Origin of the sequence: Mycobacterium sp. M26 (assembly GCF_001494595.1) — a bacterium.
GTDB lineage: Bacteria > Actinomycetota > Actinomycetes > Mycobacteriales > Mycobacteriaceae > Mycobacterium.
The window spans coordinates 1106805-1121696 of sequence record NZ_LN929908.1; the positions used below are offsets into that span (position 1 = coordinate 1106805).

General features: G+C 67.0%; 17 protein-coding genes. 16 read left to right on the forward strand and 1 reads right to left on the reverse strand.

Translation table 11 applies throughout. The annotated features are described in order from the left end of the window. Positions 1 to 75 precede the first annotated feature (75 nt). The 15 genes from rpmE to BN3385_RS14660 all read left to right on the forward strand — a co-directional run bounded on the left by rpmE (position 76) and on the right by BN3385_RS14660 (position 12840). The gene (gene rpmE / locus BN3385_RS14590; protein ID WP_059017532.1) at positions 76 to 306 is read left to right on the forward strand and encodes a 50S ribosomal protein L31; all 231 of its coding nucleotides are present in this window, start codon (positions 76 to 78) and stop codon (positions 304 to 306) included. A 90-nt stretch (positions 307 to 396) separates the two neighbouring features. Continuing rightward, positions 397 to 1473 carry a peptide chain release factor 1 gene (gene prfA / locus BN3385_RS14595; protein WP_059017534.1) on the forward strand — a complete coding sequence of 359 codons (1077 nt, stop codon included), beginning with the start codon at positions 397 to 399 and terminating at the stop codon, positions 1471 to 1473. Between the two features lie 32 nt (positions 1474 to 1505). Beyond that, complete coding sequence (gene prmC, locus BN3385_RS14600; protein WP_059021974.1) at positions 1506 to 2360, forward strand: peptide chain release factor N(5)-glutamine methyltransferase; 855 nt, start codon at positions 1506 to 1508, stop codon at positions 2358 to 2360. Then, a complete protein-coding gene (locus BN3385_RS14605; protein WP_059017536.1) occupies positions 2357 to 3010 on the forward strand; it encodes an L-threonylcarbamoyladenylate synthase in 654 nt (217 codons plus the stop codon). Before prmC ends, BN3385_RS14605 begins: the two co-directional genes overlap by 4 nt. A gap of 45 nt (positions 3011 to 3055) precedes the next feature. Further along, on the forward strand, positions 3056 to 4246 hold the full coding sequence (locus BN3385_RS14610) for a glycosyltransferase family 4 protein (RefSeq protein WP_059017539.1): 1191 nt from the start codon (positions 3056 to 3058) through the stop codon (positions 4244 to 4246). A gap of 234 nt (positions 4247 to 4480) precedes the next feature. Further along, positions 4481 to 4948: an ATP synthase subunit I gene (locus BN3385_RS14615; protein ID WP_059017540.1), complete on the forward strand. Its 468-nt coding sequence runs from the start codon at positions 4481 to 4483 to the stop codon at positions 4946 to 4948. Positions 4949 to 4955: 7 nt separating this feature from the next. Further along, complete coding sequence (gene atpB, locus BN3385_RS14620; RefSeq protein WP_059017542.1) at positions 4956 to 5711, forward strand: F0F1 ATP synthase subunit A; 756 nt, start codon at positions 4956 to 4958, stop codon at positions 5709 to 5711. A 71-nt stretch (positions 5712 to 5782) separates the two neighbouring features. Then, entirely contained in the window at positions 5783 to 6034 is a 252-nt protein-coding gene (locus BN3385_RS14625; RefSeq protein ID WP_005148260.1) for a F0F1 ATP synthase subunit C, read from the forward strand. Between the two features lie 5 nt (positions 6035 to 6039). Beyond that, positions 6040 to 6552 (forward strand): F0F1 ATP synthase subunit B, encoded by a 513-nt coding sequence (locus tag BN3385_RS14630; protein ID WP_059017544.1) that lies wholly within the window; start codon positions 6040 to 6042, stop codon positions 6550 to 6552. A gap of 4 nt (positions 6553 to 6556) precedes the next feature. Then, positions 6557 to 7882: a F0F1 ATP synthase subunit B/delta gene (locus BN3385_RS14635; RefSeq protein ID WP_059017546.1), complete on the forward strand. Its 1326-nt coding sequence runs from the start codon at positions 6557 to 6559 to the stop codon at positions 7880 to 7882. Positions 7883 to 7942: 60 nt separating this feature from the next. Beyond that, entirely contained in the window at positions 7943 to 9592 is a 1650-nt protein-coding gene (gene atpA / locus BN3385_RS14640) for a F0F1 ATP synthase subunit alpha (RefSeq protein ID WP_059017548.1), read from the forward strand. Positions 9593 to 9599: 7 nt separating this feature from the next. Beyond that, on the forward strand, positions 9600 to 10523 hold the full coding sequence (locus tag BN3385_RS14645; protein ID WP_059017550.1) for a F0F1 ATP synthase subunit gamma: 924 nt from the start codon (positions 9600 to 9602) through the stop codon (positions 10521 to 10523). A 26-nt stretch (positions 10524 to 10549) separates the two neighbouring features. After that, positions 10550 to 11980, forward strand: coding sequence for a F0F1 ATP synthase subunit beta (gene atpD / locus BN3385_RS14650; RefSeq protein WP_059017552.1), 1431 nt, complete (start codon positions 10550 to 10552; stop codon positions 11978 to 11980). 33 nt (positions 11981 to 12013) lie between these two features. Beyond that, a complete protein-coding gene (locus BN3385_RS14655; protein ID WP_059017554.1) occupies positions 12014 to 12379 on the forward strand; it encodes a F0F1 ATP synthase subunit epsilon in 366 nt (121 codons plus the stop codon). A gap of 17 nt (positions 12380 to 12396) precedes the next feature. Beyond that, complete coding sequence (locus tag BN3385_RS14660; RefSeq protein ID WP_059017556.1) at positions 12397 to 12840, forward strand: DUF2550 domain-containing protein; 444 nt, start codon at positions 12397 to 12399, stop codon at positions 12838 to 12840. Positions 12841 to 12843: 3 nt separating this feature from the next. On the opposite strand, the gene BN3385_RS14665 is transcribed toward BN3385_RS14660, so the two are convergent. Next, positions 12844 to 13437 carry a cob(I)yrinic acid a,c-diamide adenosyltransferase gene (locus BN3385_RS14665; RefSeq protein ID WP_059017558.1) on the reverse strand — a complete coding sequence of 198 codons (594 nt, stop codon included), beginning with the start codon at positions 13435 to 13437 and terminating at the stop codon, positions 12844 to 12846. Between the two features lie 62 nt (positions 13438 to 13499). On the opposite strand from BN3385_RS14665, the gene murA reads away from it, so the two are divergent. Beyond that, the gene (gene murA / locus BN3385_RS14670) at positions 13500 to 14759 is read left to right on the forward strand and encodes a UDP-N-acetylglucosamine 1-carboxyvinyltransferase (RefSeq protein WP_059017559.1); all 1260 of its coding nucleotides are present in this window, start codon (positions 13500 to 13502) and stop codon (positions 14757 to 14759) included. Positions 14760 to 14892: the final 133 nt, after the last annotated feature.

Genomic DNA, 14892 nt, shown 5'->3' on the forward strand with positions numbered 1-14892 from the left:
TCAGGTACCGGTTCACGCCCGTTGACTAGGGACTTCCCAAGGGCGACCCGGCGACCTACGAATGAAGAGGACACCATGAAGACAGGCATTCATCCTGCCTACGCCGAGACCACCGTGGTCTGCGGCTGTGGCAACAGCTTCACCACGCGTAGCACCAAGGAAGGCGGCCACATCGTGGTCGAGGTCTGCTCGCAGTGCCATCCCTTCTACACCGGCAAGCAGAAGATCCTCGACAGCGGCGGCCGCGTGGCCCGCTTCGAGAAGCGCTACGGCAAGCGCAAGACGAACGAGTCGGCTGACAACTAGCTGCCTTACCGACGCCCGATCTGTCGCGAATTTCAGCGAGAGGCCGGGCGTCGGTCTGCGTTCGGGCACAGTTGAGGTGAAGGAGGGTTGATGGCGCAACAAGCCGCGATGGCAATCGATACCGTGCTCGCCGAGCACGCGGACCTCGAGCGTCAGCTGTCCGACCCCGATCTGCACGGTGACGCCGCCAATGCCCGCCGGGTTGGGCGGCGCTTCGCCCAGCTCGCGCCGATCGTCGCCACTTACCGCAGGCTGGAGACGGCGCGCGGTGACCTGGAGGCCGCCCGCGAACTGGCCGCCGAGGATGCATCCTTCGCCGCCGAGGTCCCCGAGTTGGAGACCCGGGTGGCCGAACTCGACGCTCACCTGACCGACTTGCTGGCCCCCCGTGACCCGCATGACGCCGACGACATCGTGCTCGAGGTGAAATCCGGTGAGGGCGGCGAGGAGTCGGCTTTGTTCGCCGCGGACCTGGCCAGGATGTACATCCGCTACGCCGAGCGGCACGGCTGGACGGTTACCCTGCTCGACGAGACCACGAGCGACCTGGGCGGCTACAAAGATGCGACGCTGTCCATCCGCAGCAAGGGTGACTCGGCCGACGGGGTCTGGGCGCGACTGAAATTCGAAGGCGGCGTGCACCGCGTGCAGCGGGTGCCGGTCACCGAATCGCAGGGCCGGGTGCACACCTCGGCGGCCGGCGTGCTCGTCTACCCCGAGCCCGAAGAGGTCGAGCAGGTCGCGATCGACGAGTCGGACCTGCGCATCGACGTCTACCGGTCCTCCGGCAAGGGCGGCCAGGGCGTGAACACCACCGACTCCGCGGTGCGCATTACCCACCTGCCCACCGGCATCGTCGTCACCTGCCAGAACGAACGTTCGCAGCTGCAGAACAAAGCCCGTGCCATGCAGGTGCTGGCCGCGCGGCTGCAGGCACTGGCCGAGGAGCAGGCGCAGGCCGACGCCTCGGCCGACCGGGCCAGCCAGATCCGCACCGTCGACCGCAGCGAACGCATCCGGACCTACAACTTCCCGGAGAACCGGATCGCTGATCACCGGATCAACTTCAAGGCGCACAATCTCGACCAGGTGCTCGACGGTGACATGGACGCGCTGCTCGACGCGCTGGGCGAGGCCGACAAGCAAGCCCGGCTCGCGCAGGCCTAAGCCAGCCGATCGTGACGAACCGAGCCACCGGCCTGAGCCGGCTGCGCCGAGCCATCGACTCCGCCGCCGCATCCCTCGCCGGGGCCGGGATTGACTCGGCGCGAACCGATGCCGAGCTGTTGGCCGCCTATGTGGCCGGTACCGAACGGAGCCGGCTGACGATGATCGACCCGCCCGGCCCGGACTTCTACCACCATTACGACCAGGTGATCGCCCGGCGTGCGCAACGCATCCCGGTCCAGCATCTGACCGGTACCGCGGCGTTCGGGCCGCTGGAGTTGCAGGTCGGCCCCGGCGTGTTCATCCCGCGCCCCGAGACTGAGGCCCTGCTGGAATGGGCTGTGGCCCAACAGTTGCCGGCCCAACCCGTGATCATCGACCTGTGCACCGGATCGGGGGCACTGGCGGTCGCACTGGCCACCGCACGGCCCGACGCCCGGGTGATAGCGGTGGACGACGACCCCATCGCCCTGGAGTACGCCAAGCGCAACGCCCGGGCCACCGCCGTCGAACTCGTGGCCGCCGACGTCACCGCAGCCGGGTTGCTGGCCGAGCTGACCGGTACGGTCGACCTCGTGGTGTCCAACCCGCCCTACATCCCGGCCGGTGCCGTGCTGGAACCCGAAGTCGCCCAGCATGACCCGGCGCACGCCCTGTTCGGCGGCCCGGACGGGATGGCCGTGATCGGTCCGATCACCGGCCACGCCGGGCGCTGGCTGCGGCCGGGTGGCTGGTTGGCCATCGAACACGACGACACAACATCGGATCAGACGGTTGAAACCATCAGCCGCACTGGACTTTTCACAGCGATCACGGCACGCCGCGATCTGGCGGGCCGGCCGCGTTTCGTGACGGCTCGTAGGACGGGCATGGAGGAGCCAACGTGACCCAGGTATTCGACTGTTCGGACAGCGCCCGGCGCTCCGAGGCGATCGCGGCGGCCGCCGCTGCGGTCAAGAGCGGCCGGCTGGTCGTCATGCCCACCGACACCGTCTACGGTCTGGGCGCCGATGCGTTCGACAGCAACGCCGTCGCCAGCCTGCTCGCCGCCAAAGGGCGCGGCCGGGACATGCCGGTCGGCGTGCTGGTCGGGTCCTGGCACACCATCGAAGGCCTGGTCTACACCGTTCCGCACGCCGCCCGAGAGCTGATCCGGGCGTTTTGGCCCGGCGCGCTGAGCCTGGTCGTTCGCCAGGCGCCGTCGTTGCAGTGGGACCTCGGTGACGCCCGGGGCACCGTCATGCTGCGGATGCCGTTGCATCCGGTGGCCATCGAACTGCTTCGCGAGACCGGCCCGATGGCGGTGTCGAGCGCGAACATCTCCGGGCGGCCGGCGGCCAACACGGCTGAAGAGGCCCAGCACCAGCTCGGTGATCTGGTCCAGGTCTACCTCGACGCCGGCCCGTCTCAGGCGCAGGCTGCTTCCACCATCGTCGACCTCACCGGTCCGGCACCGCGGCTGCTGCGGGAAGGACCCATCAGCGCGCAGGCCATCGCCGAGGTGCTGGGCGTCGACGTCGAGTCACTGACCGCCTGATCGGCTCCACGTCGGTCACAGCTTGGTGCAGTACGGTTTGTCCAAATGGTCAGCGGATCCGAAGTCGTTCTCGCGCTGTCCGACCGCGGCGCCGGTGTTCCGTTACGGGAGCTCGCGCTCGTCGGCCTGACCGCGGCGATCATCACCTATTTCGCGACCGGCTGGGTTCGGGTGCTGGCCACCCGCGCCGGGGCCCTGGCCTACCCGCGCGAGCGTGACGTCCACACCCGCCCCACCCCACGAATGGGCGGGCTGGCGATGTATCTGGGTGTGGTGGCCGCCGTCTTCCTGGCCTCCCAGCTTCCGGCACTGACGCGCGGCTTCATCTACTCCTCGGGAATGCCGGCGGTGGTGGTGGCCGGCGGACTGATCATGGGCATCGGGTTGATCGACGACCGCTGGGGTCTGGACGCTCTGACCAAGTTCGCCGGCCAGATCACGGCCGCCAGCGTGCTGGTCACCATGGGCGTGGCCTGGAGCGTGCTCTACATCCCGTTCGGGGGAGTGGGCACCATCGTGCTCGACCAGGTGTCCTCGATCCTGCTGACGCTGGCGCTGACGGTGTCGATCGTCAACGCGATGAACTTCGTCGACGGGCTCGACGGCCTGGCCGCCGGGCTGGGGTTGATCACCGCCTCGGCCATCTGCATCTTCTCCGTCGGACTGCTCCGCGACCACGGCGGCGACGTGCTGTTCTACCCGCCCGCCGTCATCTCCGTCGTGCTGGCCGGCGCCTGCCTGGGCTTCCTACCGCACAACTTCTACCGGGCCAAGATCTTCATGGGCGATTCCGGCTCAATGCTGATCGGCCTGATGCTGGCCGCCGCCTCGACCACCGCGGCAGGCCCGATCTCGCAGAGCGCGTACGGCGCCCGCGACGTCTTCGCGCTGCTGTCGCCGTTCCTACTGGTGGTCGCCGTCATGTTCGTGCCGGCCCTGGACATGCTGCTGGCCATCGTGCGCCGCACCCGGGCGGGGCTCAGCCCGTTCAGCCCCGACAAGATGCACCTGCACCATCGGTTGCTGCAGATCGGGCATTCGCACCGGCGCGTGGTGCTGCTCATCTACTTGTGGGTCGGCATCGTCGCGCTCGGCGCGGCGAGCACGATCTTCTTCGATCCGCGCTACACCGGGGGCGTCATGCTGGCCGCCATCGTGGTGGCGGTGGTGGTCACTCTGATCCCGTTGTTGCGCCGCGGAAGCGACGACTACGACGAGATTTACGACGCGGAGTAGTAGACGTATTTAGGGCTGTCTACCATGTGGTACGGTGCTGGCAGAACCCGAAAGAAACCTCGCGGGTTGCCGGCCCCCGGCCCGTCGGACTCACCTCCGATGAGCCGCTTTATGACCGACAAAGGGAGCTGCCCCTTGGGTGATTCCAGCGCGCCCGTCGCCGTCCGATACGCTCGGCGGGCCACGCACGAATCGCTCGGCCAGCTCTCGACAACGCAAGATTGAGGTGAACCTGTGACGACGCCAGCGCAAGATGCGCCGTTGGTGTTTCCGTCCGTTGCCTTCCGGCCCGTTCGGCTGCTTGCGATCTGCGTTGCCCTGACCGCCGTCGCCGTGGGCTTGGCCGCCTGGGCCGGCTACGTGATGTTCGGCGTGTTCTTCGGTGTGGGTCTGGCGCTGGGCCTGACCAACGCGATCCTCGTCCAGCGCTCGGTCGAGTCGATCACCGCCGGTGACCACCCCCTCAAGCGCAAGATGGCGCTGAACTCCGCCACCCGGCTGCTGGTCATCAGCGCTATCGGCCTGGCGATCGCCTTCACCTTCCGGCCGAGTGGCCTCGGGGTCCTGTTCGGCCTGGCTTTGTTCCAAGTTTTGCTTGTTTTGAGTACTGCGCTGCCGGTGTGGAAGAAAATTCGCACGGGTGACGACAGTGACGTTGTAGCCGCGGGGTCGGGCACCCCAGACGAAGCACCGAAGGATTGAGCACACCATGAGTGAACGAATCCTCGCCGAGGGCGCGATCGAGGTCGGCCATCACACCGAGGCCACCTGGTTGGGAATGACGGTCAACGTCGACACCATCCTGGCCACCGCCGTCGCGGCCGTCATCGTGATCGCGCTGGCCTTCGTGCTGCGCGCCAAGGTCACCTCGACCGGCGTGCCCAGCGGTGTGCAGCTGTTCTGGGAGGCGTTGACCACGCAGATGCGCGGCCAGATCGAGTCGGCCATCGGGATGAAGATCGCCCCGTTCGTGCTGCCACTGGCCGTCACGCTGTTCGTGTTCATCCTGATCGCCAACTGGATCTCGGTGCTGCCGGTGCAGTACGGCACCGCCGACGGCGGCACCCACGAACTGCTCAAGCCGCCGGCCGCCGACATCAACTTCGTGCTGGCGCTCGCCCTGTTCGTTTTCATCTGCTACCACGCCGCCGGTATCTGGCGCCGCGGTCTGCTGGGTCACCCGGTCAAGCTGCTCAAGGGTCACGTCGCGTTCCTGGCGCCGATCAACCTGGTCGAGGAGATCGCCAAGCCGATCTCGCTGTCGCTCCGACTTTTCGGCAACATCTTCGCCGGCGGCATCATGGTCGCGCTGATCGCGCTGTTCCCGCCGTACATCATGTGGGCGCCCAACGCGATCTGGAAGACCTTCGACCTCTTCGTCGGCCTCATCCAGGCGTTCATCTTCGCCCTGCTGACGATTCTGTACTTCAGCCAGTCCATGGAACTGGATGAGGAGCACCACTAAATAGACGTGTTCGACCCCCGAACCACCCACAGCCTGGTAGGTGTCCTACCAGCAATCAAGGAGGATAAGGAATGGCAGACCCCACCATCGTTGCCGGCGCCCTGATCGGCGGCGGACTGATCCTGGGCGGCGGCGCCATCGGCGCCGGTATCGGCGACGGTATCGCCGGTAACGCACTGATCTCCGGCATCGCCCGCCAGCCCGAGGCGCAGGGCCGCCTGTTCACCCCGTTCTTCATCACCGTTGGTCTGGTGGAAGCGGCGTACTTCATCAACCTGGCGTTCATGGCGTTGTTCGTCTTCGCCACCCCCGGCGCCTCCTAGCCGGCATGGGGGAGCACAGCGTCACCTTGTTGGCGGCTGAGGAAGGCGGCGGCACGTCGAACTTCCTCATCCCCAACGGCACCTTCTTCTTCGTGCTGGCCATCTTCTTGATCGTGCTCGGCGTGATCGGCAAGTTCGTCGTGCCGCCGATCCAGAAGGTGCTCGGTGAGCGCGAGGCGATGGTCGTCAAGACCACCGAGGACAACCGCAAGGCCGCCGAGCAGGAAGCCGCCGCCGACTCCGATTTCCAGAAGGAGATGCAGGCGGCCCGCACCGAGGCATCGGGTATCCGCGACGAGGCTCGGGCCGAGGGCCGGGCCATCCTCGAGGAGATGCGGGGCCGCGCCAACGAAGAGGTCGCGGCCACCCTGCAGCAGGCCTCCGACCAACTCAAGGTGCAAAGCGATGCGATCGCGACGGACCTGAGGTCGTCGGTGGAGACCCTGTCGGCGACCCTGGCCAGCCGGGTCCTCGGGGTCGAGGTTTCCAGCACGTCGGCGTCAGCGCCGGGACGGTAGGAGAATGTCAACCTTCATCGGACAGCTCATCGGCTTCCTGGTCATCATCTGGATCATCTGGCGGTACGTGGTACCGCCGGTGAAGCGCATGATGGCCAACCAGCAGGAGGCCGTGCGCAACCAGTTGGACGAGAGTGCCAAGGCCGCCAAGCGCCTAGCTGATGCCGACAAGCATCACGCCGAGCGTCTGGCGGAGGCCAAGGCCGAGGCAAGCAAGATCATCGAGGAGGCCCGCGCCGATTCGGTGCGAATCTCCGAGCAGCTTCGGACGCAGGCCGACGTCGAGGTCGAGCGGATCAAAGTCCAAGGCGGACAACAGGTAGCGCTGCTGCGCGCCCAGCTGGTCCGCCAGCTCCGCCAGGAGTTGGGCAGCGAGTCGGTGGCCCGGGCCGGTGATCTGGTCCGTGCGCACGTCGCCGACCCGCAGGCGCAGGCCGCGACCGTCGACCGGTTCCTCGACGAGCTCGACTCGATGGCTCCGGCCGCGTTCACCCCCGAGGTCACCTCGGATCTGCGATCGGCCAGCCGGGATGCCCAGGCCGCGGTGGTCTCGAAGTTTGATTCCCTCTCCTCCGGGATGTCCGGTGATGCCCTCTCGGCCCTGTCCGATGAGTTGGCTGCCGTGTCGAAACTGCTTGTCGCCGAACCGATCCTGGCCCGCCACCTGGCGGAGGCCACTGGTGAGGTGGAGGCCAAGAAGCAGCTTTTGCAGCGGCTGTTCGCCGGCAAGGTCTCCGACACCACGCTGGATGTGCTCAACGCCGCGGTCGCGGTTCGGTGGTCGCAGACTTCCGATCTGATCGACAGCATCGAGCACATCGCGCGGTTGAGCCTGCTGGTCCGCGCCGAGCGCGACAACCAGGCCGACGAGGTCGAAGAGCAGCTGTTCCGGTTCAGCCGCATCCTCGACGAGCGGCCGCAGCTCACCTCGCTGCTCAGCGATTTCACCAAGCCCGAGCAGGGCCGCGCCGATCTGATCCGCAACATCATGAGTCACGGCGGCAACGCCACCGCGACCGCGCTGCTCACCCAGACCGCGGGGCTGCTGCGCGGCGAGCGGGCCGATGAGGCCGTGCTGGCGCTGGCTCAGCTGGCCGTGGCCCGCCGCGGCGAGATCGTGGCGCAGGTCAGTGCCGCAACGGATCTGACCGACGCGCAGCGCACCCGGCTCACCCAGGTGCTGACCCGGATCTACAACCACCCCGTGTCGGTGCAGCTGAACATCGATCCCGACGTGCTGGGCGGCCTTTCGGTCGCCGTCGGCGACGAGGTGATCGACGGCACGCTGTCCTCACGGCTGGCCGCCGCAGTCACCAAATTACCTGAATAGCCGACCGACTAGCCGGCGAACCACCCAAGACCCAAAACAAAGGCAGGAAGACGAAAAGCCATGGCAGAGTTGACAATCTCGGCTGACGACATCCAGGGCGCCATCCAGGATTACGTCTCTAGCTTCGAGGCGGACACCGGCCGCGAGGAAATCGGTACCGTCGTCGACGCCGGTGACGGCATCGCCCACGTCGAGGGCCTGCCCTCGGTGATGACCCAGGAGCTGCTCGAGTTCGCCGGTGGCGTCCTCGGCGTCGCGCTGAACCTCGACGAGCACAGCGTCGGCGCGGTCATCCTCGGTGACTTCGAGAAGATCGAAGAGGGCCAGCAGGTCAAGCGCACCGGCGAGGTGCTCTCGGTGCCGGTGGGTGACGCCTTCCTCGGCCGCGTCATCAACCCGCTCGGCCAGCCGATCGACGGCCAGGGCGACATCGAGGCGGAGACCCGCCGCGCCCTCGAGCTGCAGGCGCCCTCGGTGGTGCAGCGCCAGTCCGTCAGCGAGCCGCTGCAGACGGGTATCAAGGCCATCGACGCCATGACCCCGATCGGCCGCGGCCAGCGTCAGCTGATCATCGGCGACCGCAAGACCGGCAAGACGGCCGTCTGCGTGGACACCATCCTCAACCAGCGTGAGGCCTGGGAGACCGGTGACCCCCAGCAGCAGGTGCGCTGCGTGTACGTCGCCGTCGGCCAGAAGGGCTCCACCATCGCCAGCGTGAAGCGGGCGCTGGAAGAGGGTGGCGCGATGGAGTACACCACCATCGTCGCCGCACCCGCTTCGGACGCCGCCGGCTTCAAATGGCTTGCCCCCTACACCGGTTCGGCCATCGGCCAGCACTGGATGTACAACGGCAAGCACGTCCTGATCGTGTTCGACGATCTGACCAAGCAGGCCGAGGCCTACCGCGCCATCTCGCTGCTGCTGCGTCGCCCGCCGGGCCGCGAGGCGTACCCCGGTGACGTCTTCTACCTGCACTCCCGTCTGCTGGAGCGCTGCGCGAAGCTGTCCGACGAGCTCGGTGGCGGCTCGATGACCGGCCTGCCGATCATCGAGACCAAGGCCAACGACATCTCGGCCTACATCCCGACCAACGTCATCTCGATCACCGACGGCCAGTGCTTCCTGGAGTCCGACCTGTTCAACCAGGGTGTGCGCCCGGCCGTGAACGTCGGTGTGTCGGTGTCCCGAGTCGGTGGTGCGGCACAGATCAAGGCCATGAAGGAGGTCGCCGGCTCGCTGCGCCTGGACCTCTCGCAGTACCGCGAGCTGGAGGCGTTCGCCGCCTTCGCCTCCGATCTGGATGCTGCTTCCAAGGCCCAGCTGGACCGTGGTGTGCGCCTGGTTGAGCTGCTCAAGCAGCCGCAGTACAGCCCGCTGGCCGTCGAGGATCAGGTGGTCGCGATCTTCCTGGGTACCCAGGGCCACCTGGATTCGGTTCCCGCCGAGGATGTTTCGCGCTTCGAGTCCGAGTTCCTCGAGCACGTCAAGGCCAGCCACGCCGACATCCTCACCGGCATCAAGGAGACCAAGAAGCTCTCCGAAGAGGCCGAGGAGAAGCTGGTCTCGGTGATCAACGACTTCAAGAAGGGCTTCCTGACCACCGACGGCAGCTCCGTGGTGGTGGGTGACGAGCACGCCGAAGCGCTCGATCCCGAGGACCTGGAGAAGGAATCGGTCAAGGTCCACAAGCCGGCCCCCAAGAAGGCCTAGGTAACCGATGGCAGCCACACTGCGCGAACTACGCGGACGCATCCGCTCCGCTTCGTCGATCAAGAAGATCACGAAGGCTCAGGAGCTGATCGCTACGTCGCGGATCGCGAAGGCACAGGCACGGGTCGACGCGGCCCGGCCGTACGCCTCGCAGATCACCAACATGCTCACCGAGCTTGCCGGTGCCAGCGCGCTGGACCACCCGCTGCTCGTCGAGCGGTCGGCCCCGAAGCGGGCCGGCGTGCTGGTGGTGTCGTCGGACCGCGGTCTGTGCGGCGGTTACAACGCCAACGTGCTGCGCCGTGCCGAGGAGCTGTTCTCGCTGCTGCGGGAAGAGGGCAAGACGCCGATCCTGTACGTCGTCGGTCGCAAAGCCCTGGGCTACTACAGCTTCCGTCAGCGCAAGGTGATCGAGTCGTGGACCGGCTTCTCTGAGCGGCCCACCTACGAGGACGCCAAGGCGATCGCCGACACCCTGGTGACGGCGTTCATGTCGGGTGCCGACGACGAGGGCGATGACCCGGGTGCCGACGGCATCCTCGGTGTCGACGAGCTGCACATCGTGTCGACGGAGTTCCGGTCGATGCTGTCGCAGACGGCTCAGGCATTGCGGATCGCCCCGATGGTGATCGAGTACCTCGGCGAGCCGGACACCGGTCCGCGCACGCTGTTCTCGTTCGAGCCCAATGCCGAGGAACTGTTCGACTCACTGCTGCCGCGCTACATCGCCACCCGTGTGTACGCGGCGCTGCTCGAGGCGGCGGCATCGGAATCGGCATCGCGGCGGCGCGCCATGAAGTCGGCCACCGATAACGCCGACGAACTGATCAAGGCCCTCACGCTGGCGGCCAACCGCGAGCGGCAGGCGCAGATCACCCAGGAAATCAGCGAGATCGTCGGCGGCGCCAACGCGCTGGCCGACGCCAACTAGGCCTCATCAGGAAAGCGAAGAGAGATATGACTGCTGCTGTAGACACCAAGACCGCAGGTCGCGTTGTCCGCATCACCGGCCCGGTGGTGGACGTCGAGTTCCCCCGCGGTTCGGTGCCCGAACTGTTCAACGCGCTGCACGCCGAGATCTCCTATGGTGCGCTGTCGAAGACCCTGACGCTCGAGGTTGCCCAGCACCTCGGCGACAGCCTGGTGCGCACCATCTCGATGCAGCCCACCGACGGCCTGGTCCGTGGCGTCGAGGTCACCGACACCGGCACCTCGATCTCGGTGCCCGTCGGTGACGGCGTCAAGGGCCACGTATTCAACGCCCTGGGTGACTGCCTCGACGAGCCCGGCTACGGCAAGGACTTCGAGCACTGGTCGATCCACCGCAAGCCGCCGGCCTTCGCCGACCTCGAGCCCCGGACCGAGATGCTCGAGACCGGTCTGAAGGTCGTCGACCTGCTCACCCCGTACGTGCGCGGCGGCAAGATCGCCCTGTTCGGCGGTGCCGGCGTGGGCAAGACGGTGCTCATCCAGGAGATGATCAACCGCATCGCCCGCAACTTCGGTGGTACCTCGGTGTTCGCCGGCGTGGGGGAGCGCACCCGTGAGGGCAACGACCTGTGGGTCGAGCTCGCCGACGCCAATGTGCTCAAGGACACCGCGCTGGTGTTCGGTCAGATGGACGAGCCGCCCGGCACCCGTATGCGCGTGGCCCTGTCGGCGCTGACCATGGCCGAGTACTTCCGCGACGAGCAGGGCCAGGACGTGCTGCTGTTCATCGACAACATCTTCCGGTTCACCCAGGCCGGTTCGGAGGTCTCGACCCTGCTGGGCCGCATGCCTTCCGCGGTGGGTTACCAGCCGACCCTGGCTGACGAGATGGGTGAGCTCCAGGAGCGCATCACCTCGACCCGTGGCCGTTCGATCACCTCGATGCAGGCCGTGTACGTGCCCGCCGACGACTACACCGACCCGGCGCCGGCCACCACGTTCGCCCACCTCGACGCCACCACCGAGCTGTCGCGTGCGGTGTTCTCCAAGGGCATCTTCCCTGCGGTGGATCCGCTGGCCTCGAGCTCGACGATCCTGCACCCCAGCGTCGTCGGCGACGAGCACTACCGCGTCGCGCAGGAAGTCATCCGAATCCTGCAGCGCTACAAGGATCTCCAGGACATCATCGCGATCCTCGGTATCGACGAGCTGTCCGAAGAGGACAAGGTGCTGGTGTACCGCGCCCGCAAGATCGAGCGCTTCCTGAGCCAGAACATGATGGCAGCCGAGCAGTTCACCGGTCAGCCGGGCTCGACGGTTCCGCTCAAGGAGACCATCGAGGCGTTCGACAAGCTGGCCAAGGGCGAGTTCGACCACCTGCCCGAGCAGGCGTTCTTCCTCATCGGTGGCCTCGACGACCTGGCGAAGAAGGCCGAAAGCCTCGGCGCCAAGCTGTGATGAATGCGACGACAAGCCGAAAGGTGATGTGAGATGGCCGAATTGGACGTCGACATCGTCGCTGTCGAGCGCAAGATCTGGTCGGGTAAGGCGACGTTCGTCTTCACCCGCACCACATCCGGCGAGATCGGCATCCTGCCCCGGCACATCCCGCTGGTCGCCCAACTGGTCGACGATGCGATGGTGCGCGTAGAGCGCGAGGGCGAGGACGATCTGCGGATCGCCGTCGACGGTGGCTATCTGTCGGTAACCGAAGATGGCGTCACGATCCTCGCGGAGTCTGCGGCGTTCGAATCCGAGATCGACGCTGACGAGGCGAAGACGGATGCCGCCAGCGACGATCCGGAGGTCGCGGCCCGCGGCCGGGCCCGGCTGCGGGCCATCGGCCAACTCGACTAGCCCGGGGACAGCGACCGATGAGCGCGACGACGATTGTCATGGGCGCGCTCATCAGCGTGCTGGCACTGGTCGTCGTCGCCCTGAGCTACCGGTTGTGGAAGCTGCGCCAGGGCGGGACGGCCGCGATCCTTCGCGACATTCCCGCGGTCGGCGGTCACGGCTGGCGGCACGGCGTCGTGCGCTATCGCGGGGATGAGGCCCGGTTCTACCGGCTGTCGAGTCTGCGGTGGTGGCCTGATCGCCGGCTCGGCCGGCGCGGACTGGACATCGTGTCCCGGCGTGCGCCGCGCGGCGACGAGTTCGACATCATGACCGAAGAGATCGTCGTGCTAGAACTCAACGACACCACGACCGAACGCCGCCGCGGCTACGAGATCGCGCTGGACCGCGGTGCGCTCACCGCGTTCCTGTCCTGGGTGGAGTCGCGGCCGTCGCCGCGATCGCGCCGGCGCGCGGTCTGAGCGTTAGGGCTTCGCCGGCCGTTCGGCGTCGGCGCCGCCCGGCTGCCACAGGACGTCGCCGTCCGGGTTGGCCACCCGCGACAGGATGAACAGCAGGTCCGAGAGCCGGTTGAGATAGCGGGCCGGCAGCGGGCTGACGGTCTCGGGGTAGGCCTTCACCGCGATCCATGCCGATCGCTCGGCGCGCCGGGTCACCGTCCTCGCGACGTGCAGTAATGCCGACAGCGCTGTGCCGCCTGGCAGGATGAACGAGTTCAGCGCCGGGAGCCCCTCGTTGTAGTGGTCGCACCACGCCTCGAGGCGCTCGATGTAGGGCGCGGTGATCCGCAGCGGCGGGTATTCCGGGTTCTCGACCACCGGCGTCGACAGGTCCGCACCCGCGTCGAACAGGTCGTTCTGGATCTGCACCAGCACCTTGCGCAGCGACTCCTCAGGCTGGCCCACCGCCACTGCCACACCGAGGGCGGCGTTGGCCTCATCACAATCGGCGTAGGCGATCAGACGCGGATCGCTCTTCTCGACGCGTGAGAAATCACTCAGCCCCGAGGTCCCGTCGTCGCCGGTACGGGTATAGATGCGGGTCAAGTGGACTGCCATGGATAAAACCGTACCGGCGACTGTCCCGGGCAACAGTGTTGCCTCCACTAAACTCAACGTCCGTGGGCGAGCGTTTCGTGGTGACCGGCGGCAACCGGCTGTCGGGTGAGGTGGCGGTAACCGGCGCCAAGAACAGCGTCCTGAAACTGATGGCCGCCAGCCTGCTGGCTGAGGGCACCACCACGATCACCAATTGCCCCGACATCCTCGACGTGCCGTTGATGGCCGAAGTCCTGCGGGGCCTGGGCGCCAACGTGGAGCTCGACGGATCGGTCGTGCGCATCACGTCTCCCGACGAACCCAAGTACGAAGCCGATTTCGCTGCGGTCCGGCAGTTCCGCGCGTCGGTGTGTGTGCTCGGGCCGTTGGTCGGCCGGTGCAAGCGGGCCCGGGTGGCGCTTCCCGGTGGTGACGCGATCGGTTCCCGGCCGCTGGACATGCACCAGTCGGGCCTGCGCCAGCTCGGCGCCGAGTGCAATATCGAGCACGGCTGTGTGGTGGCCTCGGCCGATCACCTGCGCGGCGCCGAGATTCAGTTGGAGTTCCCGTCAGTGGGTGCGACGGAGAACATTCTGATGGCGGCGGTCGTCGCCGAAGGGGTCACCACGATCCACAACGCCGCGCGGGAACCCGACGTTGTCGACCTGTGCGAGATGCTCAACCAGATGGGCGCCCAGATCGAGGGCGCTGGTACGTCAACGCTGACGATCACCGGGGTGCCCAAGCTGCATCCCACCGAGCACCGGGTGATCGGTGACCGGATCGTCGCGGCGACGTGGGGGATCGCGGCGGCGATGACCCGCGGCGACATCTCGGTCACCGGTGTGGATCCGTCGCATCTGCAGTTGGTGCTGCACAAGTTGCATGACGCCGGCGCTACCGTGACCCAGAGCGACGATGGGTTCCGGATCGTCCAGTACGACCGGCCCAAGGCCTGCAATGTTGCGACGCTTCCGTTCCCGGGATTCCCGACCGACCTGCAGCCGATGGCGATCGCGTTGGCATCGGTGGCCGAGGGGACGTCGATGATCACCGAGAACGTGTTCGAAGCGCGGTTCCGGTTCGTGGAGGAGATGATCCGCTTGGGTGCTGACGCGCGGACCGACGGTCACCATGCGGTGGTCCGCGGGCTCCCGCAGCTGTCCAGCGCGCCGGTGTGGTGTTCCGATATCAGGGCTGGTGCCGGTCTGGTGCTGGCCGGCCTGGTCGCCGACGGCGAAACCGAAGTGCACGACGTGTTCCACATCGACCGTGGTTATCCGCTGTTCGTGGAGAACTTGGTCAGGCTCGGCGCGGAGATCGAACGGGTGGTCAGTAGCTGAGCTGACCAGCAAGGTTGACTTCCCTGCTAGCCTTGTACTACGTTGACACGGCTGCCTTGCAGGCGCGGACCCTCTCCGGAGCGGTCCGAAACCCGAGGTTGACACTCCCGCCGGATTTATACTAAGCTGGCAG